Source organism: Streptomyces cyslabdanicus, assembly GCF_052663305.1.
This window is the reverse complement of sequence record NZ_JBQRUW010000052.1, coordinates 38,799-62,314: the sequence shown is the minus strand read 5'-3', so window position 1 is coordinate 62,314 and position 23,516 is coordinate 38,799. Positions and strand designations below refer to the sequence as shown.

Genomic DNA, 23,516 nt, shown 5'->3' with positions numbered 1-23,516 from the left:
GGTGACCCGTTCCCCGAAACAATCATGGCGGTCATGGACCGACCGAGCCAGATCATCGAGTGTGGAGACTTCGTCCTGCGGCGCTGGCGGGAGCAGAGCGATTTCGATCAGGTGTTCACGTTGATCGAGGAGTCTCGCGACCACCTGCTCCCGTGGATGCCGTGGGTCGCGCAGCACAGCGAGAAGAGCACCCGGGACTTTCTGGCGAAGTCCGAGTCGAGGTGGGCGAGCGGCGAGGTCTACAACTACGCCGTGGTCAAGGACGGTACGCCCATCGGCATGTGCCAGACCTACCGTGGGGCCGAACCTCAGGGGTGGAGGATGGGGTACTGGCTGCACCCCGCCGCCGCCGGCCAGGGCATCGCCACGAGAGCGACGGCGGCCCTGGTCGCCGAGATGTTCACCCTGCCGGACGTGGAGTACGTGGAGATCACCCACGACCTGGCCAACACCCACAGCAGTGCCATACCGCGCCGGCTGGGGTTCACCGAGGTCCGGCATGAGCAGGCACCACCGCCCACGGCTCCCTCCGGCCGCGGCGTCGACGTGGTCTGGCGTCTGAACCGCCCCGCACGGCCCGTCAACGGCACTGCCGCCCCTTGAACATCATGACCGCCGCCGGCACGCGATCAACCTGAGCCGAGCCGCGGCCGATCGCGCCGGCGGGCCCGCCCTGGCAGGGGCGGGCCCGGCCTAGTTCAGCCGCGGTGCCGCACGAAGCCGAGGTAGGCGTAGGCGAACCCCTCCCCCGCGCGTGGCGCCCGCGTCCAGGACCGGGTGGTGAAGGTGCGTAGTCTGCCCTGGGTCAGCGCGAAGCGGGGCAGGGAGAGCCCGAGTTCGGTGTGCAGGGCCTCCAACATGCGCCGCTCGCGGTCCACTTCGGTGTCCCCCGGACGGAAAAGCCGTGCGGGGTCCAGGGCCTCGGGTATCGCGCCGGAGCGCTGTGTCTCCGTGCCCCGCACGGTGAACCCGTAGAGCTCCTCGCCCTGTTCGGCCACCGACAGGTGGAACGCGGCGGGGCGGTCACCCGGGGTCGAGCGCCTCCGGTCGCGCCACACCTCCACGGCGCGGCCGGACGAGGAGGCGTCCGGCGCGAGGGACCGGAACCGGTTGTTCAGGTGCTGGCCGCAGTGGCCGTCGACGGCGAAGGCCCACGCTTCGGCCGTGCGGCCGACGGCGACCACGGCCCGGTCCTCCCAGAGTTCCACCCCCTCCCGCTCGTGGGGCCTGGGTGCCCGCCAGGACGCCCTGTACGCATCCATGGGCCTGCTCAGTTCGGCGCCTTCCTCACCGATCAGGGCGGGCAGGCGGGCGGGGTCGATCCCTTGGACCCAGACACAGCGGTATCCGGTGTGCGGCCGCCGGGTCGCCGCGGGCTCCGTGAGCCAGGCCAGGCCCGGCGGATCGAGATCGGGCAGCGGCTCGGGAGCGGGTCCCCGCTCCCCGGACCGGGGTGTCGCGAGGATTTCCCGCCCACGTTCCGGGGTGATCAGCGGACCCAGGACCGGATCGGCGAGCAGGCCGATCGGGGCGATCAGCAAGGGCCCGGGCGCCTCCCACAGCGGGAGCGCGTCCCGCAGCGCCCGCCACGCGGCGTCGGTCGCCCCCCAACGGGCCGACTCCCGGGCCTCGGCGACGGCCCGGCCCCACGGACCGGGAGGCTCGTAGTGATGGGTGCCGTCCCGCAGCGCGCTCAGTACGGCCTCGGCGGTCTTCCGGGCGACCCCGCGGGCGGCCATCACCCCGAGCCAGTGGTCGTCCCCGCCCAGCCGCCATTCGCCGCGGGCCGGCGTCATGGCCTGCACCGGCAGGATCTCGGGCAGATAGCGCGGGTCGGCCACCAAGGTGCCGTAGTCCCGGGTGTTGCCCGGAGCCAGTAGATGCCGGAGCTGGTTCAGCAGGACGGCGCTGCGTGGCCGTCCGAAGGACAGCGCCTCCTCGAGCAGGGGCAGAGCCTCCTCGTAGCGTCCGCGCAGGGCCAGCAGGCGGGCCTCCTCCACCTGGGCGTCCTGGGCGCGGGTGGTCGCGTTCACGAAGTCGGGTCTGTCCACCCGGTTGGCGTGGAATCCGCGGTACATGGCCTCCATGTACGCGCGGAACGAGGGGTAACGGTCCGGGAACTCACCACTCCACCCCTTGTAGACGTAGAGCGCCCACTCGCCGTCTTGGTCGCTGTCGCCCGGGTCGAGCAGGGCGTACGACAGGTCGGAGTCCGTCTCCAGCTGGAGCGCCCGCTGCCACATCCCGGCCAGCAGGACGTCCTCCTCGCTCGGGTTGTCGCCCAGGTTCTCCTCGTACAGCGGGGTCAGGTCGTGCGGATCCCGGAACCAGTCGATGTCCGCGGCGCCGCCGAGCTGATAGACCCCGGCCGTCTGCTCCACGTGCCACCCGTCGCTCACGGCCAGGAACTCCCGGTACGAGGGTGGCAGCCGCCGCCCCAGCCGCTCCTCGGCCGCGGCGATGGCCGCCTCGTCCGCCCCGGGCCTGCCCAGGGGGACGACGCTCTGCCCGCCGTCCTCGTCCACGCCCGCGCGCGGCACCCACTCCTCCTGCCAACGTTCCAGGAACCGGTGCCAGTTGAAAGACTCGTCGCTCATGACGGGATGGTGTCACCGGGCACTGACAACGGCGCCCCGGCCCTTCCCCGTGGCCTTCACGGCGGGTGCCAACGGGATACCGCCAGGCCGCGCGGGGTGGTCGTTCGGCGGCCCTCAGGTGCCGGTGGCGAGGTAGCGGCGATGGCGGGAAGACGTCGACGCGGTATGTTCTCGCCATGCGCACCATCGCCGTCCTGGCGCTGGATCAGGTGATCCCCTTCGACCTGTCCACGCCGATCGAGGTCTTCTCCCGTACTCGGCTCCCCGACGGGCGCCCCGGATACCGGGTCCGGGTGTGCGCCGAGCGCCCCGAGGTCGACGCCGGCACGTTCACCCTCCGCGCGCACCGCGCACTCGACGGCCTCAAGGGCGCGGACACGGTCATCGTGCCGGGCACGGCCGCCCCCACCGCACCGCTCACACCCGCGGTCCGCGAGGCGCTGCTGGCGGCCGCCGCGGACGGCACCCGGATCGCGTCCATCTGCACGGGCACCTTTCCGCTGGCCGCCACCGGACTCCTCGACGGGCTGCGCGCCACGACACACTGGATCGCGGCGGACCTGCTGGCCTCGCTGTACCCGAAGGTGACGGTCGACCCCGACGTGCTGTACGTCGACAACGGCCGGCTCCTCACCTCCGCGGGCGCCGCCGCGGGCCTCGACCTGTGTCTGCACATGATCCGCGGCGACTACGGCTCGGCGGTGGCCGCCGACGCGGCCCGGCTCTCCGTCATGCCGCTCGAACGGGAGGGCGGGCAGGCGCAGTTCATCGTCCACGACCACGCGCCCGCACCACAGGGATCCTCCTTCGAACCCCTCCTCACCTGGCTCCAGGACAACCTGGACCGGAACCTGACCCTCGCCGACATGGCCGCGCACGCCGGGGTCAGCACCCGCACCCTGATGCGCCGCTTCCGCGAGCAGACCGGCACCACCCCGCTGCAATGGCTGCACCGGGCGCGCGTCCGGCGGGCCCAGCATCTCCTGGAGACCACACAGCACCCGGTGGAGCGGATCGCGGGGCAGGTCGGCTTCGGCTCGCCCACGGCGTTCCGCGACCGGTTCAAGCGGACGACGGGCGTCAGCCCGCAGGCGTACCGCCGCACATTCAGTTGAACCGGGTCGGGCACAGGGCGCCCCCGCCTCCCCCTCCTCCACCTCCACCTTCACCTTCACCTTCACCGGCGTCCAGGAATAGCCGCGGTGCCGGCCCGCGTTGCCGCGCATATGACGACGAATGCGCCGCGGCCCGAGGTGTTGCGCTACACCGCCTTCTCCAGTGACCCCGCCGGCGGCAATCCCGCCGGCGTCGTTCTGGACGCCACCGCCCTGGACGACAGCGACATGCTGGCCATCGCCGCCGACCTCGGCTACTCGGAGTCCGCGTTCCTGACCGCACCCCCGGAGGGCCTAGTGCCGCGACAGGAGGGACGGGCGTACAGCATCCGTTACTTCAGCCCCAAGGCCGAGGTGCCGTTCTGCGGGCACGCCACCGTCGCGACCGCCGTCGCTCTCGCCGAGCGGACAGGCCCAGGAAAGCTGGTGTTCGCGACCCGCGCCGGCACCGTGCCGGTGGAGGTGACCGAGGAGGGCGGAACGCTCAGGGCCACACTCACCAGTGTCGAGCCGCACCTCGAAGAGATCGTCCACTCCGACCTCGCGGAGGCGCTCGCCGCGCTCGGCTGGCCGGCCGCGGATCTCGACCCGGCGTTTCCTCCCCGTGTCGCGTTCGCCGGCGCCCGTCATCTCGTTCTCGGGGCGGCGACTCGCGCGCGCCTCGCGGATCTCGCGTACGACTTCGCGCGCCTCGAAGCCCTGATGCACCGCCTGGACCTGACCACGGTCCAGTTGGTGTGGCGGGAGTCGGCCACCGTCTTCCACGTCCGCGACCCGTTCCCCGTCGGTGGCGTCGTCGAGGACCCGGCGACCGGCGCCGCGGCCGCCGCGTTCGGCGCGTACGCCCGTGAGCTCGGCCTGGTCCCCGAGGACGCCGCCCTCACCCTGCGTCAGGGTGAGGACCTGGGCCGCCCCGGCGAGCTCACGGTGACGCTGCGCGCCGGTGACCCGCGTGTCCGCGTCAGCGGCACGGGTGCTCGCATCGGCTGATGCCCCGGACCGGGACCGCCGAGTGCGGTCGCCCGTCAGGTGCTGGTGACGGTGGTGCGGGCGGACTCGTCGACACGGAGGGTGAAGACGTCGGGGCGCGCGTAGTGGCCGGTGGGGTCGAAGTCGAAGCGGGCGCGGGTTAGGTCGTCCAGGTCGAGTGCGGCGGTCAGGATGCCCTCGCTGCCGCGCAGCGGGCCGGCGAGGACCTCGCCGAGCGGGGAGACGATGACGGAGCCGCCGTCGATCAGGACGGTGTCGGGCGCGTCGCCCTGGACGGGGTGGAGATCGGCGGGCAGGGCGTCGCGGCGCAGGTGCTGGTTGGCGCTGAGCACGAAGCAGCGGCCCTCCAAGGCGATGTGCCGCATGCTGGCCTGCCAGGCGTCGCGGTCGTCCACGGTCGGCGCGCACCACAGGTCGACGCCCTTGGCGTACATGGCTGTGCGGAACAGCGGCATGTAGTTCTCCCAGCAGATGGCCGCGCCGAGGCGGGCGGCGCCGGTGTCGACGACCGGGAGGGTGGAGCCGTCGCCCTGGCCCCACAGATAGCGTTCGGCGGCGGTCGGCATGAGCTTGCGGTGCAGGCCCAGGTAGCCGTCGGGGCCGAAGAAGAGGGCAACGCAGTAAAGGGTGCCGCCCTGCCGTTCGACGGCGCCGACGACGGCGTGGCAGCCGAGTTCCCGGGTGAGCGCGGCCAGGGTGTCGGTCTCGGGGCCGGGGACGTCGATGGCGGCGGCGTGGTAGCGGCGGAACAGTTCACGGCCGGCCGGGGTGCGGCTGCCGACGGTGATGTCGAAGTCCAGGCCCTTGGGGTAGCCGCCGAGGAACGCCTCGGGCAGGACGACGACCTCCGCGCCTCGGTCACTGACGGCCTCCCGGACGAGTTCCTCGGCGCGGTGCAGCGCGGCCTTGGTGTCGAACAGCGGGGCGGCCGCCTGGACGACGGCGGCGGTCACGGTACGGCGGGACTCGGGGGCCACGGCAGCGGCGTGGGGCAGCGACGTCATGGCACCGAGAGTAGGAAGCCTCCGCATCCACGGGCAAGGCACCGCCGATGGCCTGGACGGGTCCGGGTCCGGGTCCGGGTCCGTCAAGGCTTGCGGCCGACCCCGCACCACATCGGCAGCGGGCCGGCAGCCGGACCGTCGGCGGGGTCGGGACGCCATGCGGGCAGTTGGACGACGCCCGGGTCCAGGAGATCCGTGCCGTCGAAGAACCGGGCGACCTCGGCATGTGTGCGGGGCGTGGCTCCCGCGTGCGCGGCCGCCCGGTCGTTGTACGCGCGCATCGACTCGGCGACCTCCTCGGCCCCGATGTCCGCGGCCGGGTGGGAGAGGACGATGTGACTGCCGGGAGCGAGCGCGTCGAGGAGCCGCCGGGCGATGCCGTAGGGGTCGTCGGCGTCCGGAACGTACTGCAGGACCGCCACGAGCATCAGGCCCACGGGCTGCGACAGATCCAGCGTCTTCCGGGCCGCCGTCAGGATGCCGTCCGGGTCACGCAGGTCCGCCTCCAGATACTCCGTCGCCCCTTCCGGGGTGCCGGCCGGCAGCCCACGGGTATGAGCCAGGACGATCGGGTCGTTGTCGACGTAGACCACCCGGGCGCCGGGATCGACGCGCTGCGCCACCTCGTGCGTGTTGTCAGCCGCTGGAATCCCGGTGCCGATGTCGAGGAACTGCCGGATCCCCGCCTTCCCGGCCAACTGCCGTACCGCCCGCCCCAGGAAGGCCCGGTTGGCCCGGACCGCCGGAACGATCCGCGGGTTGGCCGCGGCGGCCAGTTCGGCCGCCTCCCGGTCGGCGGGGTAGTGCTCCTCGCCGCCCAGCCAGACGTTGTACACCCGCGCGGGATGCGCCACCGAGGAGTCGATCGGCACCGGCCCACCCGCTGAACGCTCGTTCATCCGCACCCGCTCCCCCTCACCTGCCCGGCCGACTGTCCACCGTAGCCAACCTGAGCCAACTCTCTTGCACAAGAGCCCTCAAGGGCACCACCATCCACTGCTGGGCGGAGCTCGCCTCTCTGCGCCGGCGCAACGCCAACGCCCGCCACCGCGATGTCCTGGCCGCCGAGCGCAAGGAACGTGCCCTCATCCGATGCGAGAAGGGCATCCGCTGGGGGAGGACGACCCTTGTCGACAGCGGCCCGACCACTCAATCCGATGAGCCTGTCGGATCAGGTGTCAGGTCCGATTGCAGAGCAGGGGCTGGAGCCGTGATCGCGGCTGCCCGCAGCAGGATGTCTGGTTCGGCACCGGCGTCCTCGGTGACGACAACGCCGGCGGCCTCGGCATCGAAGCCAGCCGGCCAGACGGTGAGGTTGCTCGCCAGTGCGCTTTCCAGGTTCGCTTGGCGCAGGTCGGCACCACTGAGGTCACAGCCCCGGAGGTCAGCTGATGGGCGAATCCGCCGCCGGGGCTTCCGGCTCCAGCGGCGGCCAGGGCAGATGCGTCCGAAGGTAGGCCGCCATGATCGAGACGACGGCTTCGTGGTCGCGGTCAGAGTAGTCGGCGATCCGCCACAACGCGTAGATGCCTCCGATCCGCACGTCCAGCTTGTCGCCGCCGAGCTGTTCCACGGCCCTGCTGAAGCGATCGGTGACGTGGCCTTCCCGGGTGGCGTGCAACCCGTCCTGACTGACGCGCAACTGCCGCCAGGTCGCATAGGCGCCGAACAGCACAACCGCCCCACCGATTGCTTGAAGCAGCGTCGTGCGCACGTTGTTCACGGCGCTCAACCGGTCTGCTGCGGCGAGTCGTTCACCGGCGAGGTCGTGGTCAACCACAAACCCCGGAAGGACCAGGAGCGTAACGGACAGCGCGGCAAGCGCGACCACCGTGGCCGAAACCGCGACAACGGTGCGAGCCGGGCGCCACCGGCTACGAACAGGTCCCCCCATAGCTATCGGATCCTAAGGGAAGACTGGTCGCGCAGGCGGCCTGAACGCGGAAGCCTCGCACGAGTCCGGCGACCTGCCGGAGCTTCGCATGACCGGCAGCGTTGATCAGTCCCTCCGGCAGCATCGCCACCACACTCGCGCGCTCACGGCCAGCACCAGCTGCCTGCGGGTACTCGTGGAGAAACCTCGCGATCGCCGCCTCCTTGGCGGCCAGGTCCATCCCGCACACCTGTCTGTCCCCGTCCCGTCGCCATGAGCTCCAAGATTCGCGTCAACCGCACTGTTGCGCGGTCCGAGATGCGTACGCAAGCCAAGACACATCCTGTCCGGCCGGACGCACGCCGGCTGCCGTCATGAGGTGCCGGGACGCGATGTTGTCGAGGTCGGCGTCGCCTTTCCGACGGGGAGTCGCGCCGGCCTGGCTTGCGCGGGACTCACCGGGCGTGGTGATCGGCAGCAGCGGCAGCGGCAGCGGCGGCGGCAGCAGCAGCAGCAGCAGCAGCTGACGGTCGCCTGCGGCACGGGCAGGGCAGAGCGTCGCACACTGGTCTCGACGCGGATGAGCGTGCTCTTCGGCCACGGTGACCACATGGACACGCGCGGTCACAGGGCAGGGTCTGGGACGCCCGGACAAGATTTTTTCGGGCACCCTGTCGATTCGTCCTCCGGCCATTCGTCATATCCACGCAACCAACCCCATGCACGAGGAGCGGACCGTGAAGTACCTGCTGTTGATCAACACCCTGTCGCCGGACTCCACCGAGGAGCGACCCGCGGAGGGACCGACGATGGAAGAGTTCATGGCGTTCGACAAGGCCGTCTGCGACGCCGGCGTCAAGCTCGACGGGAACGCCCTGGACATCTCGAACGCGACTACCGTACGCGTCCGCGTGGACGGTGAGCGTGTCGTGACCGACGGACCGTTCGCCGAAACCCGGGAGATCGTCGGCGGCTACTACCTGATCGACGTTCCCGACCTCGACGCCGCGCTCGACTGGGCGGCTCGGTGCCCCGGGGCCCGCCACGGCACCGTCGAGGTGCGCACGGTATGGGAGCCGCATCAGTCGTGAACGAGCAGCGAGCGGCCCGCTCCGTGGAGGCGGTGTTCCGCGAGGACCGGAGCCGGCTGCTCGCCCTCCTCGCGGCTCGGTTCAAAGATCTCGACCTGGCCGAGGAGACCGCGTCCGACGCGATCGAGGCCGCGCTGGAGCGGTGGCCGGTCGACGGAGTTCCGGAGAAGCCACTGGCCTGGCTGCTCACCACGGCACGCCGCAAGGCCATCGACCGGATCCGGCGCGACCGCGCGTACGCGGAGCGGCTGGCGGTGCTCCAGGTGGAAAGCGACCGGGCCGCCGCCGCAGTCCCCGCCGAGCCCGGCTTCGACGACATCCCCGACGAGCGGCTGCAGCTGTTCTTCACCTGCTGCCACCCCGCACTCTCACCGGAGGCACGGACCGCGCTGACGCTGCGCTTTCTGGCGGACCTGACCACACCCGAGGTGGCCCGGGCCTTCCTGGTGCCCACCGCGACGATGGCCCAGCGCATCGTGCGCGCGAAACGCAAGATCCGCAGTGCGCGCATCCCGTTCCGCGTCCCGGGGCCGGACGAACTGCCCGCGCGGCTGCCCAGCGTGCTCCGGGTCGTCTACCTCGTCTTCACCGAGGGGTACGCCGCCAGCTCGGGCCACGACCTCGTCCGTCCCGACCTGGCCGACGAAGCCATCCGGCTCGCTCGGATCCTGCACCGGCTGCTTCCCGGAGAACGAGAGGTGACGGGACTGCTCGCGCTCGTCCTGCTCACCGATGCCCGGCGCAGCGCCAGGACCGACGCCGCGGGCGGCCAGGTGCTGCTCGAGGACCAGGACCGCGCTCTGTGGGACGCCGACCTCATCGCCGAGGGGCGGCGGCTCGTCGTGTCGGCTCTGACCGGGCCCGGCGTCGGACCGTACGCGGTGCAGGCGGCGATCGCGGCGCTGCACGACGAGGCGACCGGCTTCGAGACGACCGACTGGCCGCAGATCGTCGCGCTCTACGACGTGCTGTTCCAGATCGAGCCGTCCCCGCTGGTCGCACTGAACCGGGCCGTGGCCGTCGCCATGCGCGACGGCCCCGAGGCGGGACTCGCCCTGCTGGACGCCCTGACCGAGGCCGAGGAACTGCGTGGCTACCACCTGCTTCCCGCGGCACGGGCCGACCTGCTGAGCAGGCTGGGCCGCACCACCGAGGCCGCCGCCGCCTATCGGGCCGCCCTCGACCTCGTCGGCAACGAATCGGAGCGGGCCACGCTCGCTCGCAGACTCGCGGAAATCACCGACCGGTGATGGGCCCGCCCAGGTAGTGCTCGTGAGCAGCATCTTCGGCCCGCCCACGCAGGAGGCGTCCGGCGGCCACCGCCGCGTACGCCACCGGGAGCGCGCCGCAGCGGCCGAGGAACAGCCCTGAGCCGACGTAGGTACGCGCCTGGGCGGGCATCACCTGGAGGGGGCACGCGGTCCGACAAGGTGAGGCAGGTGAGGTTCCCATGGCCACCCTCGACATCCGCGACCTGCACTGTTCGGTGCACACCGACGCCGGGCCTCGCGAGATCCTTCACGGGGTCGACCTGGTCGTACGCCAGGGCGAGACCCACGCCATCATGGGCCCCAACGGCTCCGGCAAGACCACCCTCGCCTACGCACTCGCCGGGCACCCGAAGTATCTGGTCACCTCCGGCAGCGTCACCCTGGACGGCGAGGACGTGCTCGCGATGAAGGTCGACGAGCGGGCGCGGGCCGGGATCTTCCTCGCCATGCAGTACCCCGTCGAGGTCCCCGGCGTATCCATGTCCAACTTCCTGCGCGCCGCCGCCACCGCCGTCCGCGGCGAGGCCCCTCGGCTGCGCACCTGGCTCAAGGAGGTGCGCGCGGCGATGGAACGCCTCCAGATCGATCCCGCCTTCGCCGAGCGCAACGTCAACGAGGGGTTCTCCGGCGGGGAGAAGAAGCGCCACGAGATCCTCCAGCTCGAGCTGCTCAAGCCGAAGATCGCGATCCTGGACGAGACCGACTCCGGCCTGGACGTCGACGCGCTGCGCGTCGTCGCCGAGGGCGTCAACCGTGTCCGCGTCACGGGACAGGTCGCCACCCTGCTGATCACGCACTACACACGCATCCTGCGCTACGTCCGCCCCGACCACGTCCATGTCTTCGCCGACGGTCGCATCGCCGACTCGGGCGGCCCCGAACTCGCCGACCGGCTGGAGGACAAGGGCTACGAGGCCTATGTGAAGGGCACGGCGCGAGGCTGAACAACCCGTTCCGCGTGCGTCGATCCGAGTTGCCTGGCCGATGGGGCCTGCCCTCCGAAAGGCTGCGAAGGCCACTCGTACGGTGGATTGGAGACGGACGGTGGAGGAGCCCACCGCCAGCCGCGGCGCAGGTCGAGGTTGGCGGCTACAGCCTCTGGGCGGCGGCCCCGCCGGGACCATGCCCCTTGCCCGGAGGGCCCACGCGGATCGTGCGGAAGTAGTCGTAGGACACGTGGGCGGTGCGGACCGGGTCGGGTTGCTGGTCCCTCTCGATGATGTAGTGGTGGTGGGGCAGTTGCCGCAGGTTGGCGAAGATCCCCGCGAAGTCGATCTCGCCCTCTCCCAGGTCGGTCTCGATGTCGTTCCACGGTGCGCCGTCCTTGACGTGGAGCATCGGGAACCGCTTCTCGTACGACCTGAGGTAGGGGGCCGGGTCCGCACCTGCCCGCAGGATCCAGTAGAGGTCCATCTCGAACCAGACCAGGTCCGGGTCGGTCTCCTCCAGCCACACGTCGAAGAGGGTCTGCCCGGACTGCGGATCCGCGTGGAACTCGTTGTCGTGCAGGTGGGCATACCAGCGCAGCCCCCGGGCCCTGGCGGCCTCGCCCCACTGGTTCATCTCCCGGGCCATCGCACGGTAGCCCTGGGCGGTCTGGGCCCCGTCCATGTAGGAGACACCGACGTACTCCTGTCCGAGCGCCACCGCGTTGTCGAAGGTCTGCTGCGCCTGGGCACCGCGGAAGTCACCGGGGTTGTGATGGCTGCCGATCACCCGCAGCCCGTTCGCGTCGGCGATCCTGCGGAACTGCTCGGCGGTGCGCCCGCCGTAGGTGTAGGCGGGCTCGATCTCGGCGTAGCCCGCGTCGGCGATCATCTCGAGTGTGCCCTCGGGATCGACGGCGAGCATGTCGCGCACCGTGTACAGCTGGAGACCGATGCGGCCTGCCGGAACTCGTCTGCCCGCTCCGGGGGCCGGGGCCGCCTGCGCCGGCCAGGCCTGCGATCCGATGGCCAGAACGGCGGCGGAGACCGCTGCGCCACGGAGGAATTGACGGCGACCGTGTGACTTTCCTTGAGCGGAGTTCATCTTTGTCCCTCTCTCAGCGAAAGTTGAGAGGATGCTATGGACACATCAACTGCGGGCACAAGGCCCTCGACATCGACCGCAGGCCCACGCCTGTGTCCTGAACGCGCGCAAGGCCGTCTCGGCGTACGCGGACGACCGGCCAGAACCCGACCACTCACCGCGGACGTTCTCGCCTGCGCAGCGCGACACATGACGTAGCGGGCCCGCCACGAAAGACTCATGGGGATCATCGGGATACGCGTCACCGCGGCGCCGGCCGCCGAGGACAGGACGATCGCCGAGGTGACGGGCAAGGGGGGCAGTCCCGCCTGACGACGGCCGGGGACGGGGCGCGGCGCGGCGCGGCATCGCGCGCGCGACGAATGACGTAGCTCCTGTGGGACAGCTCTCCGGGCGGGTTAGGTCATTCGCGCGTTATCAGAGTTCCCGCGCGGATCCCTGGCGTCGGCACCGGCGTTCGCGAACACGGCGACGCGCCCGAGGGCTCCGGCAGGGAGGCAACTCCCCCTTGCCCCAGCCCGGCTCACCGGCACGGTCGCCGTCGTGACGGGTGCGGCCGGGCAACGCCGCCGGGCCCTGGCGGCGTTGCCCGGTCCGGGGGTCAGATCCGCGTGGCGAGCGGCACGGAGATCTGCTTCATCCAGCTGCCGGTCGCGAAGTCACGCGCCTTGATGACGACGTGGTCGCGGTACACGTCCACCTGGAGTCCCTGGTTGAAGTGTCCGGGAACCGTGACCTCGCCGCCCTGGCCGTTGTCGGCGAAACCGGTCTGCACCGCACCGGTGTTGATGACCGAGAAGCCGTCGAGGTTGGCGGTGCCCGGCACCACCCGGCGCACGTACCAGTCGGACAGGGTCAGGTCCCAGTGGGTGTGACCGCTGAAGAGGAACACGTCGCGGTAACGCCCGAGGAGGCCGAGGAGGCGGTCGGGCTGGAGGTAGTCGCTCATGTAGATCTTGCTGCGGGTACCGGAGACGGTGTTGGGCAGCGGGTGGTGGGTGATCACCATGACCGGCTTGCGGCGCCGCGCCCAGTACTGCAGGCGGTCCTCGAGCCACTGGAACTGAGCCTCACTGATCCACACCTCGTCCCAGAGGGAGTTGTCGTGGTACTTCATGTAGCGCTCGGTGCCGATGGTCAGGATCGGGATGCCGCCGAAGGTCGTCTCCGCGTAGATCTTGGAGCGCTTGGCGAAGTTGTAGAAGCTGCGGAAGAGGGATTCCTCGGTGGTGCCGTTGGGCCAGGTGTCCTGGGCGAGGGTGTCCGGGTCGGCGTACTTGGGGACGTAGAACTCGTGGTTGCCGATGGCCCAGGCCACCTCGCGCGGCTTCGGGCCCTGGTCCAGCACCTTCTGCACTTCGGCGTACTCGAAGTCGTAGCCGCGCGGGGTGATGTCCCCGGCGACGGCCATGCCGGAGGAGCGCGGGTTGGTGGCCTTGATGTCCTTGAGCGCCTCGGCGAAGTCGCTGAGGTCGCCCTGAATGTCGCTGATGACGTTGAACGTGGTGACAAGCCCGCCGGCACCGCCGGCGGCCGGTGCGGCCTCGGCGGGCACCTGGGCGAGTCCTCCGAGCACCAGGGCTCCGGCGGTCGCACCCAGCAGGGATCTGCGTTCCACGGTCGTTCCTTTCGGCTGTCGCGCGGGGCACGGGGCATCCACCCCGCGCGATGGACTAGACCCGTTATCAATACGCGACCAAGCGGGCGGCCAAGTGAACGCGATGCGACATTTCCACCCTAGGCGCGACAGTCACTCGGAACCGGTCGACGTCGTGCCCTCCCTGGGGGCACGACGTCGACCGCCGCCCCGGGTCAGTCCGTCCGACGAGTGCGGTTGTCAACAGGGCCAGTCCGGCCGCCGTGTTGGAGGCGGGCACGTGGTAGGCCGTGTGCACCTTGCGGACCTGCTCGTTCATCGCGCCCCGCATGACGAGCCACATGATCAGTTCGATGCCCTCGGCGCCGGCCTCGCGGATGTAGTCCTCGCGGCTGAGCGCGGCGAGCTTCTCCGGATCCTTCTCGATCGCCCCGAGGAACATCCGGTCGAAGTCCGGGTCGGTGAGCTGCCAGGTCATGTCGAAGTCGCCGGCGACGTGCCCGATCCTCTGCCGCAGGGCGTCCAGGTCGAGGGCCGTGCCGTCGGCGTGGGCGAACTTGGCGGGGAGTGGGTGTCCGGGAGGCTCGGTCGGCCCGTGGGGGCTCGGTGTGCCGTGGCCGGGGTGTGCGGGAGACGCGTCAGGGCAGGCGGGCGAGCCAGGCCTGCCGCCAGGCCTCGGTGCTGTCGAGGTCGTTGAAGGTGAACACGTGGAAGCCGTGCAGCCGGGTGTCGGGCCTTCCGAAGGCGGGTGTGAGCCGTTCTATGAGCTTGTTCGGGCTGTAACCGCCCGGCAGGAAGAAGCGCCAGAGCATGTTCTGCTGCTTCCTCAGGAAGCGTGCCGACTGTCCGAGGCCGAGGCCGGCCGAGACACGGATCAGTTTCTGGCGGCTGATCGCGCCGGGAATGCCGATCCGGACGGGCAGCTCGACCCCGGCCGCCCGCACGGTGCGCGCCCAGCGGATCGTGGTGTCGGCGTCGAAGCACAACTGCGTGATGACATGGCTGGCGTGAGGCGCCTTGGCCCGCAGGGCCTTCTCGATCAGTTCGTCGCGGATGCTGCCGTGGCCCTCGGGGTAGCCGCCGATCCCGATGGACGCGAAGGAATGTCCCCCTGTCCGCAGGGCCTCGATCAGGCTCAGTGCGTCCGGGAAGGCACCCGCCGGTTCGGGGGCGTCCCCGGCGATGACGAAGAGCCGGTCGACACCGGATTCACGCAGGCGCGACACGATGTCGGCGAGGTGGGCCCGGTCGCGCACCAGGCGCGCCGCTATGTGCGGGGCGGCGCGGTAGCCGTGCTCGCTGAGCCGAACGGCCAGGTCGACCGTGGGCCCCAAACCCTTGGCCTCGGTCGTCGTCACCGTGAGTGCCACGTCTTGGGGGACATGGGCCAGTACCTTCTCCTCCGCGCTCCTGAACGGCAGGATCTCGTACGAGGCGTTGCGCAGCGCGTCCGCCAGCGCCGCCTTGGCCGGGCGGGCGAAGAAGCCGTTGGCAGGTCGGGAAGCGGGTTCCCGCGCGGTTCTCGCGGACGTCATCACGTACTCCGTTGGTCGGTGCGGCGGACATGCAGGGCCGAAGTGGCCCTGCCATCCTCGCCTGTGTGCGCGGCGCGTTCCGTGCGGGCCCCAGGTCAGGACCTGCTGCAACGCCAAAAAACCGCGCCTCACCGCGGATCACGCGGATGACCTCATCCGTCCTTGGCGACCGTCGCGACCGGACCGGGACATGTGACGTAGACGTGGGCCACGGCCCCTCGCGGTTGCTCCCTGGGAGCCGGCTCGTGTGTCAGCAGCTCCAGTCCTTGTCGAGATCGAGTTGCTCGCGGCGCTGGGTGAAGGAGAACCAGTTGCCGGAGTCGTCGCGGAAGATGGCCTCGGTGCCGTACGGCCGTTCCTGCGGTTCCTGGAGGAACTCCACGCCGCGCGCCTTCATCGCCCGGTAGTCGGCGTGGATGTCGTCGGTGGCGAACACGCCCGCGCCCAGCACGCCCTTGGCGATCAGCTTCTTCAGCTCCTCGGCGGACTCGGGGTCGAGCGCGGGCGGACCGGGGACCATCAGCGTGAGTTCGAGATCCGGCTGGTCCTCGGCACCGACGGTGAGCCAGCGCATCCCGCCCTCGCCCATCGTCATGTCGGTACGGACCTCGAGCCCCAGCTTCTCGGTGTAGAACGCCCTGGCCCGGTCGTGGTCGAGGACCCAGACGTTGGCGATGGACAAGCCCTTGATCATGGCCGACTCCCTGTGCTCGGCGGGGCACCTTTCGCCCACGCCCTGCGGCCCACCGTAGTTACCGCCGGCTCACCGGGCTTCTCCAAAGTTGCGCTCTTCGGTGCCGCGCTCCCGCAGTCCCTTGAAGCCTCCGTGCCAGAGCAGCGCGTAACACCCGGGAACCAGTGCCGACCCCTGCCCGACATGCCGGGCACGGTACTCGCTCGGGGTGAGGCCGGTCTGCTTCTTGAAGCTCGAGGAGAAGGACCCCAGGCTGGTGAAGCCCACCAGTGTGCAGATCTCGGTGACCGACAGGTCGGCGGTGCGCAGCAGGTCCTCCGCGCGCTCGATGCGGCGGCGGCTCAGGTACTGCCCCGGTGTCTGCCCGTACGCGTCCCGGAAGACGCGGACGAAGTGGTGGCGCGCGTACCCGGCGTGTGCGGCGACCGCGCCCAGGTCGATGGGTTCGGCCCAGTCGCGGTCCATGACGTCCTTGGCCAGGCGGAGCCGCCGCAACCGCGACAGCCGGCCGTCGCGCGTCGGGTCCGGCGTGCTGCTCACCCCCTCGATGGTGGCACAGCCTGCCGGGTCCGCCCGCCCCCTCAGCGGCGACGGCGGGCGTTGAGCCGGGCCGCCTGGCGTGTCAGGTGGTCGCGTTCGGCGAGGTTGGCGGCCTTGTGGGCCGCCTCGGCGTACTGCCGTGCCGCCGTCGCCAGGTCGCCGTCGCGCTCGTGGAGGTACGCCGCCACCGCGGCATGGCGGGGCAGCGAGGCGTCCAGCGCCGCGAGCGCCGCCAGGCCGGCGCGCGGTCCGTCGGCCTCGCCGACGGCGACCGCGCGGTTGAGCCGGACGACCGGGCTGTCGGTCAGGCGCGCGAGTTCGTCGTACCACTCGACGATCTGGACCCAGTCGGTCTCCTCGGCGGTGGGCGCGTCGGCGTGGAGTGCCGCGACGGCGGCCTGGGCCTGGAACTCGCCGAGACGGTCGCGGGCGAGGGCCCTCTGGAGGATCTCGACGCCCTCGGCGATCGACTCGGTGTCCCACCGGCCGCGGTCCTGCTCGGCGAGCGGTACCAGGCTGCCGTCGGGCGCGGTCCGGGCCGCGCGCCGGGCGTGGTGGAGGAGCATGAGGGCGAGCAGCCCCGCCACCTCGGGGTGGTCGATCGCGGCCGCGAGCTGCCGGGTGAGCCGGATGGCCTCGGCCGCGAGGTCGACATCGCCGGAGTACCCGTCGTTGAAGACGAGGTAGAGGACGCGCAGCACGGTGGCGACGTCGCCCGGCTGGTCGAACCGCACGCCGGAGACCGTGCGCTTGGCACGGCTGATCCGTTGCGCCATGGTCGCCTCGGGCACCAGGTAGGCCTGGGCGATCTGGCGGGTGGTCAGCCCGCCGACGGCGCGCAGGGTGAGGGCGACCGCGGACGACGGGGTCAGCGAAGGGTGAGCGCACAGGAAGTAGAGCTGAAGCGTGTCGTCCACGGCGGGCGTGGGCCCGGGCGCCGGTTCCTCGTCGACGAGGTCCTCGCGACGGCGGCGGGCGGCGTCCGCCCGCATCGCGTCGAGGAAGCGGCGCCAGGCCACGGTGACCAGCCAGCCCTTGGGGTCCCGGGGCGGGGCGTCCGGCCAGACGCGGACGGCCTCGACCAGCGCGTCCTGCACGGCGTCCTCGGCCGCCGCGAAGTCGGCTCCGCGGCGGACGAGGATCCCGAGCACACTCGGTGTGAGGCTCCGGAGCAGTGCCTCGTTCATCGACGAGGTCACTCCGCGATGGTGGGCGGCGCGGTCAGGAACGGGCGGACCTCGAGCCACTCGTGGATCGGCCTTCCGCCCGCCCCGGGGGCGGCCGACAGTTCCCCGGCCAGTTCGACGGCGCGCTCGTAGTCGTCGACGTCGATCACCATCCAGCCGGCGATGAGGTCCTTGGTCTCGGCGAACGGGCCGTCGGTGACCGGCGGGCGTCCCTCACCGTCGTACCGGACCCACGTCCCCTCCGGGGCGAGCGCCTGGCCGTCGACGAACTCGCCGGTCTTCTCGAGCCGGGCCGCGAAGTCGTTCATGTACTGCACGTGGGCCGAGATCTCCTCCGGCGTCCACTGATCCATCGGCACGTCGTTGACCGATGCCGGGGCGCCTCGGTAGTGCTTGAGAAGCAAGTATTTCGCCATCGTGGTTCTCCTTGGTGCTGGTGTGACCCATTGTGGTCACGTGCACCCCGGGGGCGGAGCCGGTCGCGGGTTCTCGACATCGCCGCCCGGACTTCTTCGGGAAGCGGCCGACGTCCTTCATCTCGACGAACTCCGCGCCGCGGAGCGTGGTACCGCTCAGGGCAGGATCGAGTCGACGTAGCCGCCGTCGACGCGCACGGCGCCTCCGGTGGTGGCGGAGGCCTGGGGCGAGGCGAGGTAGACGACCATGTTGGCGATCTCCTCGGGCTCGATGAGCCGCTTCAGCAGCGACTGGGGACGGTACTTGACCATGAACTCGCGCTGCGCCGCGTCCCAGGGCAGTTCGTCGCCGACGAGTTCGCGCACGAATCCCTCGACGCCGCCGGTGTGGGTCGGTCCGGCGATGACGGAGTTGACCGTGACGCCGGTGCCGGCGGCGTCCTTGGCGAATCCCCGGCTGACGGCCAGCAGCGAGGTCTTCGTCATGCCGTAGTGGACCATCTCGGCGGGGATGACCACGGCCGAGTCGCTGGCGAGGTTCAGGACGCGCCCCCAGCCCCGTTCCTTCATGCCGGGCAGGTAGGCGCGGATGAGCCGGACGGCGGAGAGGACGTTGACCTCGAAGTAGCGGCGCCATTCGGCGTCGTCGATCTCCAGCGGGGCGGCGGAGCCGAAGATGCCGAGGTTGTTGACGAGGATGTCGACCATGGGCACGGCCTCCCGTACGGCGGCGGCGCCCCGCTCCGTGGCCAGGTCGCCCGCGGCGCCGGTGACGTCGCCGCCGCCGGAGTCGGCCCTTACGGTGCGGATGGCTTCGGCGACGCGCTCCTCACCGCGGCCGTTGACGACGACACGGGCGCCCGCGCGGGCGAGGCCGGTGGCGATGGCGTGGCCGATGCCCTGGGTGGAGCCGGTGACCAGAGCAGTGCGGCCGGAGAGATCGATGCGCATGATGCCTTCCCCTGGTTGAGCCTGCGGAACTGCCGCGGCGATGTGGGTGTCCCCCCGGAGTGCCTCCTCGGAGCGTCTCCTCGGACGTGCACGGTCGAGTGTCGTCATGATGCCGATGTGGTCGATGAGCCGCCACAGGTGGAGGGTCCGGGGGGCGGCGGGTCACTCGCTGTCGTCGCAGGGGCGCGGATCGTCCATGCGGGAGAGCCAGGTGGTGAGCAGCGTTTCGAGGGTCTCGGCCTCGGTGGGTGTCAGCAGATCCAGCAGTCGGCGTTCGTTGCGCATGTGGTCGGTGAACGCGCGGTCGATCAGTTCGCGTCCGGGCCGCGTGAGGGCGACGATCCGGCCGCGCTGGTCGTCGTGGGAACGGCGGCGGGTGACGAGTCCGGCCTGCTCGAGGCGGTCGACTCTCTTCGTGATCGCACCGGTGGTGACCATGGTGTACGCGGCGAGTTCGCCGGGTGCCCTTTCGTAGGGCTCACCGGCGCGGCGCAGTGCGCACAGGACGTCGAACTCGCCCTCGCCGAGACCGTAGCGGCCGTAGACGAGGCAGAGTTCCTCGGTGAGCCGGCCGGCCAGGCGGTGCAGTCGGCCGATCACTCCTTGCGGAGTGATGTCGACGTCGGGTCGTTCGCGGCGCCAGTCGGCCTGGATGCGGGCCACGCGGTCCGGTGGTTGCGGATCGTCCATGGACACCATGGTAGCTTCCACGGAAGTTATATTGTCTTCCATGGAAACCAATCTTCGCTGGGCGGCGCTGACCGCCATCGCGCCGGTGGCCTGGGGAACCAACTACTTCGTCACCCGCGAGTTCCTGCCGGCCGACCGCCCCCTCTTCGGGGCCGCCCTGCGGGCGCTGCCCGCCGGCCTGGTGCTGCTGGGCCTGTGCAGGCAGCGGCCACGGGGCGCGTGGTGGTGGCGGTCCGCCGTGCTCGGGCTGCTCAACGTGAGCGTGTTCTTCGTGCTCGTCTACGCCGCCTCCCAACTGCTGCCGACGAGCATCGCCTCGACCGTCATGGCGGTGTCCCCGCTGGCGATGATGCTCATCGCCTGGGCCCTGGTGTCCGAGCGGCCGGGCGTCCCACACCTGGCCGGCGCCGCGATCGGACTCGTCGGGGTCTGCCTCATGCTGCTCACGGGGGCGGGAGGGGTGAGCGTGCCCGGAGTCCTCGCCTCGGCCGCGGCCATGCTCGTGTCGTCCTTCGGCTACATCCTGGCCAAGCGGTGGAGCGCCGGAGCCGACGTGCTCGCCTCGACCGCCTGGCAGCTCACCGCCGGCGGTCTGTTCCTGTTGCCGGTCGCCGCGGTCGTGGAGGGTCCTTCGCCCGCGCTCGACACCCCGGCACTCCTGGCGTTCGGCTACGTCGCCCTGGTCGCCACCGCCGCGGCCTTCACCGCGTGGTTCACCGGCTTGCGGCACCTGTCGGCGGGAACCGTGGGACTGATCGGACTGCTGAACCCCGTCACGGGCGTGCTGCTCGGCACCGTGGCCGCCGGAGAAGTGCTGACGGGCCGGCAACTGTGCGGGCTGGCACTCGTCCTGGCCGGGGTCGTCCTGGGCCGTCCCACCCGCGCGGGCCGGCGCGGCAGCAGTCGCGGAGCCGGAACCGGCGGTCCCGCCCCCCACGACTCGCCCCGTCGCCGATTGACACCGCCACCCCCCGATGCCGCGGCGTGAGGGTGTCGGGGCGTGGTGGTGTTCGGGACGCGGCTCACCCCGTCGTGTCGCGGGCGCGCCACCGCGCGCCCGCCCAGCAGGCACCCACCACAGCGGTGGCGGTGGCGAGGACCGCGTAGGCGACCAGGTAGGAACTCATGGTGACGACCGCGCCCGCGGCGAAGGCCCCGAGCCCGGTACCCGCGTCGAAGCCGACGTTCCAGGCGACGCTGACGGAGGAGCGGGACTGCTCCCCCGCGGCGGCGAAGGCCTGTACCAGCGTCAGGTTCTGGAGGCCGCCGTAGGCGACGCCCACGACGAGCATGCCGGCCACGACCAGGACCGGCCCGGCCGCAGCGGACCCGGACGTCGTACCCGCGCCGATCACGGCCAGCCCGGCGGCGCCGGCGAGCAGCAGCGGGGCGATCGCCGGGGCGGCGCCCCTGCGGTCCGCGACGTGTCCGAACCCCCATCGGCACAGCGCCGCCGTGGCGGTGAACGCCAGGAGCGCGAGGTAGACGGCGACCGGGTCGGACAGCAGGCGGGAGGTGAAGGTGAGGATGGCTCCGCCGGCCGCGGTGATGGCGAGCAGCGCGGCGATCGGCCCGATCAGCACGCGGGCCAGCCGGCTCGTGTCCCGTGTCCGGGAGGGTGCGGTGGATATGTCCCCGCTGTCGTGCAGGGCGCGTGCCACCCGTGGTGCCAGCGGGATCGCGAGCAGGGGCACGGCCGCGCAGACGAACACCAGCCAGAATCCGACGCGTTCGGCGAGCCAGGGCGCGATCGGGATGAGCAGGCACTGCGGGGTCGCGATGGCGAGCCCGTAGGCGCCGAGCGCCCGGCCGCGGCGGGCGGGTTCGACGAGCGCCGCCACTCCGGTGGCACCGCACACGGTGAGGATCCCGAACCCGAGGCCCCGCACCGCCGCGAGGGCCATGACGGCTCCCGCCTGGCTGGTGACCAGATGTCCCAGGGCGGGGAGCCCGAGCAGGCACGAGCCGAGGGCCAGTGCCCTCTGCCAGCCGAGTCGTCTCAGGATGCTGCCGACCCGCAGCTGGGCGATCACCGTGAAGAGCATCAGCACGGTGTTGACCAGGCCGGCGCCCAGTTCGTCCGCCCCGCCCTCGAGTGCCCACAAGGGTGCGACCGGCATCAGCAACGACAGGCCGGCGAAGCCCAGCGCCGTCAGGGCCAGCAGCGGTCGCATCCCCGGCACGCGCCCCACTGGTACCTCGCTCCGGCGGACGAGCCCGTCACTCTGTCGCTTCAACATTCCGTAGATGGTAGGCCGTTCGCACTGCCGTTCATCCTGCCTCCCCTGTCAGGACGTCCGGTCAGTCTTCGGCAGCACGTTCGCCGCGCGCTGGAAGCCCGGGCGGCGGTGCGCTCATGCGGGGAGTGGGGTGCGCAGGGCGAGGATGGCCATGTCGTCGTGGCCGTCGCTGGGGTGGTGGGCGGCGAGGGTCCGTACGAAGTCCTCCAGCGGCTGGTCCGCGTAGGTGGTGGCGAGTGCCGCCAGGGCGTCGAGGCCCTCGTCGATGGAGTGGTCGGGGTGTTCGATCAGTCCGTCGGTAAAGAAGATCACCACCGACCCGGCGGGCAGAGCCCGGGTGTGGTCGGGGCGGACCTCGTCGGTGCTGACGCCGAGGGGGACGCCGGGGTCGGCGTCCAGGTACACGGCCCGCCCGTCCGGGGTGACCAGCAGAGGGGGCAGGTGGCCCGCGGTGCTCCACTGCAGCGTCCAGCCACCGTGCCCATCGGGTTCGATACGGGCCAGCAGGGCGGTGGTGACCGGGTTCTCGGTGGTGGCGTGCAGGGTGATGTCGAGTTGGCGGAGGATGCCTCCGGCCGGGGTGCGGCGGTCGTAGAGCAGAGCCCGGAGCATGCTGCGGGTCTGGGCCATGGCACCGGCCGCGTGGAGGTCGTGGCCGACGACGTCTCCGATCACGACACCGAGAGCCCCGTCGGGCAGGATGACGGCGTCGTACCAGTCCCCGCCCAGGCGGTTGGGCTCGGCGGCCGGCTGGTAGATCGCGGCGGCGGTGAAGGGCCGCAGGTCCGGGAGCGTGGGCAGGAGCATGCGCTGGAAGGTCTCGGCGCTGTCGCGGATCTGGCCGAACAGGCGGGCGTTCTCGATGGCGATGCCCGCGGCACCGGCGAGGGCGACGAGAACCTCCTCGTCCGCCCGGTCGAAGGGGCGCCCGTCGTGGCGTTCGGAGAGGTAGAGGTCGCCGTAGATCTCGCCGCGGACGCTGATGGCCACCCCGAGCAGGGTGCGCATGTGGGGGTGTCCGGCCGGGAATCCGACGGAGGCGGGATGGGAGCCGATGTCGGCGACGCGCAGCGGTTCGGGGTGATGGATCAGGAGCCCGAGCACCCCACGGCCGTGGGGGAACTCCACGTCGCCCAGGGCGGCACGCTCCTCCTCGGACAGTCCGGCGGTGATGAAGGCCTCCAGGTGGTCACCCGACTCGTGCAGCACCCCCAGGGCACCGTAGCGGGCGCCGACCAGGTCCATCGCGGTGGTGACGATGCGGTGCAGCACGGACGGAAGGTCCAGCTCCCGGCTGATCGCCAGCACGGCACCCAGCAGGCCCTGCAGCCGGTCCTTGGCGGCGGCCAGCGCCTGGAGCCGCTCGCTGATCTGGTCCAGCTCCTCGTTCAGGCGCTGCCCCAGGTCGGGGATCGCCGGCTGCCGCGGCTCGTCCTCGCGCCCGGCCATCACGACCGCCCGGTGGACCGTGGACCGCTTCCGGTGAGCCGGGCAGGGATCGCCGCGCGGAGCCGGGACTCGGTGGAGGTCTTGAACACCAGCTTGGCGCCCTTCTTGTCCAGGTCCGGGTGGCTGACGTCGCCCCGGTGCACCCGGCCTCCCGGCACGACCGGGATCACACAAGATCACAGCGTTACACGAGCAGACAACTCATATCGCACATTACTCCGAAAGCGGCATGCCCCACCGCGCAG

The 23,516-nt window shown here is 71.4% G+C and carries 26 protein-coding genes and 1 pseudogene; 7 read left to right on the top strand and 20 right to left on the bottom strand.

Annotation, left to right across the window (positions count from 1 at the left end; genetic code table 11):
* The first annotated feature begins 33 nt into the window (after positions 1-33).
* Positions 34-603, top strand: a complete 570-nt coding sequence (locus ACTYVM_RS29155; RefSeq protein ID WP_445528817.1) for a GNAT family N-acetyltransferase — start codon at positions 34-36, stop codon at positions 601-603.
* 95 nt (positions 604-698) lie between these two features.
* On the opposite strand, the gene ACTYVM_RS29150 is transcribed toward ACTYVM_RS29155, so the two are convergent.
* Complete coding sequence (locus ACTYVM_RS29150) at positions 699-2,597, bottom strand: SMI1/KNR4 family protein (protein ID WP_445528816.1); 1,899 nt, start codon at positions 2,595-2,597, stop codon at positions 699-701.
* A gap of 176 nt (positions 2,598-2,773) precedes the next feature.
* Between ACTYVM_RS29150 and ACTYVM_RS29145 the strand changes: the two genes are divergently transcribed.
* Positions 2,774-3,712, top strand: coding sequence for a GlxA family transcriptional regulator (locus ACTYVM_RS29145; protein ID WP_445528815.1), 939 nt, complete (start codon positions 2,774-2,776; stop codon positions 3,710-3,712).
* Positions 3,713-3,823: 111 nt separating this feature from the next.
* On the top strand, positions 3,824-4,702 hold the full coding sequence (locus ACTYVM_RS29140; RefSeq protein ID WP_445528840.1) for a PhzF family protein: 879 nt from the start codon (positions 3,824-3,826) through the stop codon (positions 4,700-4,702).
* 35 nt (positions 4,703-4,737) lie between these two features.
* On the opposite strand, the gene ACTYVM_RS29135 is transcribed toward ACTYVM_RS29140, so the two are convergent.
* From ACTYVM_RS29135 to ACTYVM_RS29115, 5 genes are all read right to left on the bottom strand, one after another.
* Positions 4,738-5,706, bottom strand: a complete 969-nt coding sequence (locus tag ACTYVM_RS29135; RefSeq protein ID WP_445528814.1) for a nitrilase-related carbon-nitrogen hydrolase — start codon at positions 5,704-5,706, stop codon at positions 4,738-4,740.
* Positions 5,707-5,789: 83 nt separating this feature from the next.
* Positions 5,790-6,605, bottom strand: coding sequence for an SAM-dependent methyltransferase (locus tag ACTYVM_RS29130; RefSeq protein WP_445528813.1), 816 nt, complete (start codon positions 6,603-6,605; stop codon positions 5,790-5,792).
* Positions 6,606-6,855: 250 nt separating this feature from the next.
* On the bottom strand, positions 6,856-7,107 hold the full coding sequence (locus ACTYVM_RS29125) for a pentapeptide repeat-containing protein (protein ID WP_445528839.1): 252 nt from the start codon (positions 7,105-7,107) through the stop codon (positions 6,856-6,858).
* Complete coding sequence (locus ACTYVM_RS29120) at positions 7,091-7,537, bottom strand: hypothetical protein (protein WP_445528845.1); 447 nt, start codon at positions 7,535-7,537, stop codon at positions 7,091-7,093. The genes ACTYVM_RS29125 and ACTYVM_RS29120 overlap by 17 nt, the downstream gene beginning before the upstream one ends.
* A gap of 334 nt (positions 7,538-7,871) precedes the next feature.
* A complete protein-coding gene (locus ACTYVM_RS29115; RefSeq protein WP_445528812.1) occupies positions 7,872-8,207 on the bottom strand; it encodes a hypothetical protein in 336 nt (111 codons plus the stop codon).
* A 109-nt stretch (positions 8,208-8,316) separates the two neighbouring features.
* On the opposite strand from ACTYVM_RS29115, the gene ACTYVM_RS29110 reads away from it, so the two are divergent.
* The 3 genes from ACTYVM_RS29110 (at position 8,317) to sufC (ending at position 10,885) form a co-directional block, all read left to right on the top strand.
* Positions 8,317-8,670, top strand: a complete 354-nt coding sequence (locus ACTYVM_RS29110; RefSeq protein ID WP_445528811.1) for a YciI family protein — start codon at positions 8,317-8,319, stop codon at positions 8,668-8,670.
* Positions 8,649-9,920: an RNA polymerase sigma factor gene (locus tag ACTYVM_RS29105; protein ID WP_445528810.1), complete on the top strand. Its 1,272-nt coding sequence runs from the start codon at positions 8,649-8,651 to the stop codon at positions 9,918-9,920. Before ACTYVM_RS29110 ends, ACTYVM_RS29105 begins: the two co-directional genes overlap by 22 nt.
* A 200-nt stretch (positions 9,921-10,120) precedes the next feature.
* Complete coding sequence (gene sufC, locus ACTYVM_RS29100; protein ID WP_445528809.1) at positions 10,121-10,885, top strand: Fe-S cluster assembly ATPase SufC; 765 nt, start codon at positions 10,121-10,123, stop codon at positions 10,883-10,885.
* Positions 10,886-11,030: 145 nt separating this feature from the next.
* Here the strand turns inward: sufC and ACTYVM_RS29095 are convergent, their stop codons facing one another.
* The 11 genes and pseudogenes from ACTYVM_RS29095 to ACTYVM_RS29045 all read right to left on the bottom strand — a co-directional run bounded on the left by ACTYVM_RS29095 (position 11,031) and on the right by ACTYVM_RS29045 (position 19,582).
* On the bottom strand, positions 11,031-11,792 hold the full coding sequence (locus tag ACTYVM_RS29095; protein WP_400033492.1) for a sugar phosphate isomerase/epimerase family protein: 762 nt from the start codon (positions 11,790-11,792) through the stop codon (positions 11,031-11,033).
* Positions 11,793-11,873: 81 nt separating this feature from the next.
* Positions 11,874-11,972, bottom strand: a pseudogene (locus ACTYVM_RS29090) (twin-arginine translocation signal domain-containing protein); the annotation flags it as partial.
* 601 nt (positions 11,973-12,573) lie between these two features.
* Positions 12,574-13,590, bottom strand: a complete 1,017-nt coding sequence (locus ACTYVM_RS29085; protein ID WP_445528808.1) for a metallophosphoesterase family protein — start codon at positions 13,588-13,590, stop codon at positions 12,574-12,576.
* 67 nt (positions 13,591-13,657) lie between these two features.
* Positions 13,658-14,047 carry a DODA-type extradiol aromatic ring-opening family dioxygenase gene (locus ACTYVM_RS29080; protein WP_445528807.1) on the bottom strand — a complete coding sequence of 130 codons (390 nt, stop codon included), beginning with the start codon at positions 14,045-14,047 and terminating at the stop codon, positions 13,658-13,660.
* 160 nt (positions 14,048-14,207) lie between these two features.
* Complete coding sequence (locus ACTYVM_RS29075; RefSeq protein ID WP_445528806.1) at positions 14,208-15,104, bottom strand: methylenetetrahydrofolate reductase; 897 nt, start codon at positions 15,102-15,104, stop codon at positions 14,208-14,210.
* 250 nt (positions 15,105-15,354) lie between these two features.
* Positions 15,355-15,798, bottom strand: coding sequence for a VOC family protein (locus tag ACTYVM_RS29070; RefSeq protein ID WP_445528805.1), 444 nt, complete (start codon positions 15,796-15,798; stop codon positions 15,355-15,357).
* Positions 15,799-15,867: 69 nt separating this feature from the next.
* Positions 15,868-16,263, bottom strand: coding sequence for a helix-turn-helix transcriptional regulator (locus ACTYVM_RS29065; RefSeq protein ID WP_445528838.1), 396 nt, complete (start codon positions 16,261-16,263; stop codon positions 15,868-15,870).
* Between the two features lie 116 nt (positions 16,264-16,379).
* Positions 16,380-17,525 carry an RNA polymerase sigma factor gene (locus ACTYVM_RS29060; RefSeq protein ID WP_445528837.1) on the bottom strand — a complete coding sequence of 382 codons (1,146 nt, stop codon included), beginning with the start codon at positions 17,523-17,525 and terminating at the stop codon, positions 16,380-16,382.
* Between the two features lie 8 nt (positions 17,526-17,533).
* Entirely contained in the window at positions 17,534-17,941 is a 408-nt protein-coding gene (locus tag ACTYVM_RS29055; RefSeq protein ID WP_445528804.1) for a YciI family protein, read from the bottom strand.
* Positions 17,942-18,097: 156 nt separating this feature from the next.
* Positions 18,098-18,892, bottom strand: coding sequence for an SDR family NAD(P)-dependent oxidoreductase (locus ACTYVM_RS29050; RefSeq protein ID WP_445528803.1), 795 nt, complete (start codon positions 18,890-18,892; stop codon positions 18,098-18,100).
* Between the two features lie 162 nt (positions 18,893-19,054).
* Positions 19,055-19,582 (bottom strand): MarR family winged helix-turn-helix transcriptional regulator, encoded by a 528-nt coding sequence (locus tag ACTYVM_RS29045; RefSeq protein ID WP_400033478.1) that lies wholly within the window; start codon positions 19,580-19,582, stop codon positions 19,055-19,057.
* Positions 19,583-19,622: 40 nt separating this feature from the next.
* On the opposite strand from ACTYVM_RS29045, the gene ACTYVM_RS29040 reads away from it, so the two are divergent.
* Positions 19,623-20,570 (top strand): EamA family transporter, encoded by a 948-nt coding sequence (locus ACTYVM_RS29040; protein WP_445528802.1) that lies wholly within the window; start codon positions 19,623-19,625, stop codon positions 20,568-20,570.
* 34 nt (positions 20,571-20,604) lie between these two features.
* Here the strand turns inward: ACTYVM_RS29040 and ACTYVM_RS29035 are convergent, their stop codons facing one another.
* The 3 genes from ACTYVM_RS29035 to ACTYVM_RS29025 all read right to left on the bottom strand — a co-directional run bounded on the left by ACTYVM_RS29035 (position 20,605) and on the right by ACTYVM_RS29025 (position 23,441).
* The gene (locus tag ACTYVM_RS29035; RefSeq protein ID WP_445528801.1) at positions 20,605-21,822 is read right to left on the bottom strand and encodes an MFS transporter; all 1,218 of its coding nucleotides are present in this window, start codon (positions 21,820-21,822) and stop codon (positions 20,605-20,607) included.
* 114 nt (positions 21,823-21,936) lie between these two features.
* Positions 21,937-23,271, bottom strand: a complete 1,335-nt coding sequence (locus ACTYVM_RS29030) for a PP2C family protein-serine/threonine phosphatase (protein WP_445528800.1) — start codon at positions 23,269-23,271, stop codon at positions 21,937-21,939.
* Positions 23,271-23,441: a hypothetical protein gene (locus tag ACTYVM_RS29025; RefSeq protein WP_445528799.1), complete on the bottom strand. Its 171-nt coding sequence runs from the start codon at positions 23,439-23,441 to the stop codon at positions 23,271-23,273. The genes ACTYVM_RS29030 and ACTYVM_RS29025 overlap by 1 nt, the downstream gene beginning before the upstream one ends.
* Positions 23,442-23,516 lie beyond the last annotated feature (75 nt).

What these genes read in the sequence shown, in the direction of transcription:
- ACTYVM_RS29040 (WP_445528802.1), top strand. Translation starts at nt 19,623, where the DNA reads ATGGAAACCAATCTTCGCTGGGCGGCGCTGACCGCCATCGCGCCGGTG.
- ACTYVM_RS29105 (WP_445528810.1), top strand. Translation starts at nt 8,649, where the DNA reads ATGGGAGCCGCATCAGTCGTGAACGAGCAGCGAGCGGCCCGCTCCGTG.
- ACTYVM_RS29155 (WP_445528817.1), top strand. Translation starts at nt 34, where the DNA reads ATGGACCGACCGAGCCAGATCATCGAGTGTGGAGACTTCGTCCTGCGG.
- ACTYVM_RS29080 (WP_445528807.1), bottom strand. Translation starts at nt 14,047, where the DNA reads ATGACCTGGCAGCTCACCGACCCGGACTTCGACCGGATGTTCCTCGGG.
- ACTYVM_RS29055 (WP_445528804.1), bottom strand. Translation starts at nt 17,941, where the DNA reads ATGGCGAAATACTTGCTTCTCAAGCACTACCGAGGCGCCCCGGCATCG.
- ACTYVM_RS29070 (WP_445528805.1), bottom strand. Translation starts at nt 15,798, where the DNA reads ATGATCAAGGGCTTGTCCATCGCCAACGTCTGGGTCCTCGACCACGAC.
- ACTYVM_RS29035 (WP_445528801.1), bottom strand. Translation starts at nt 21,822, where the DNA reads ATGTTGAAGCGACAGAGTGACGGGCTCGTCCGCCGGAGCGAGGTACCA.
- ACTYVM_RS29075 (WP_445528806.1), bottom strand. Translation starts at nt 15,104, where the DNA reads ATGACGTCCGCGAGAACCGCGCGGGAACCCGCTTCCCGACCTGCCAAC.
- ACTYVM_RS29145 (WP_445528815.1), top strand. Translation starts at nt 2,774, where the DNA reads ATGCGCACCATCGCCGTCCTGGCGCTGGATCAGGTGATCCCCTTCGAC.
- ACTYVM_RS29050 (WP_445528803.1), bottom strand. Translation starts at nt 18,892, where the DNA reads ATGCGCATCGATCTCTCCGGCCGCACTGCTCTGGTCACCGGCTCCACC.
- ACTYVM_RS29045 (WP_400033478.1), bottom strand. Translation starts at nt 19,582, where the DNA reads ATGGACGATCCGCAACCACCGGACCGCGTGGCCCGCATCCAGGCCGAC.
- ACTYVM_RS29065 (WP_445528838.1), bottom strand. Translation starts at nt 16,263, where the DNA reads ATGGACCGCGACTGGGCCGAACCCATCGACCTGGGCGCGGTCGCCGCA.
- ACTYVM_RS29135 (WP_445528814.1), bottom strand. Translation starts at nt 5,706, where the DNA reads ATGACGTCGCTGCCCCACGCCGCTGCCGTGGCCCCCGAGTCCCGCCGT.
- ACTYVM_RS29060 (WP_445528837.1), bottom strand. Translation starts at nt 17,525, where the DNA reads ATGAACGAGGCACTGCTCCGGAGCCTCACACCGAGTGTGCTCGGGATC.
- ACTYVM_RS29030 (WP_445528800.1), bottom strand. Translation starts at nt 23,271, where the DNA reads ATGGCCGGGCGCGAGGACGAGCCGCGGCAGCCGGCGATCCCCGACCTG.
- sufC (WP_445528809.1), top strand. Translation starts at nt 10,121, where the DNA reads ATGGCCACCCTCGACATCCGCGACCTGCACTGTTCGGTGCACACCGAC.
- ACTYVM_RS29130 (WP_445528813.1), bottom strand. Translation starts at nt 6,605, where the DNA reads ATGAACGAGCGTTCAGCGGGTGGGCCGGTGCCGATCGACTCCTCGGTG.
- ACTYVM_RS29095 (WP_400033492.1), bottom strand. Translation starts at nt 11,792, where the DNA reads ATGCTCGCCGTCGATCCCGAGGGCACACTCGAGATGATCGCCGACGCG.
- ACTYVM_RS29150 (WP_445528816.1), bottom strand. Translation starts at nt 2,597, where the DNA reads ATGAGCGACGAGTCTTTCAACTGGCACCGGTTCCTGGAACGTTGGCAG.
- ACTYVM_RS29140 (WP_445528840.1), top strand. Translation starts at nt 3,824, where the DNA reads ATGACGACGAATGCGCCGCGGCCCGAGGTGTTGCGCTACACCGCCTTC.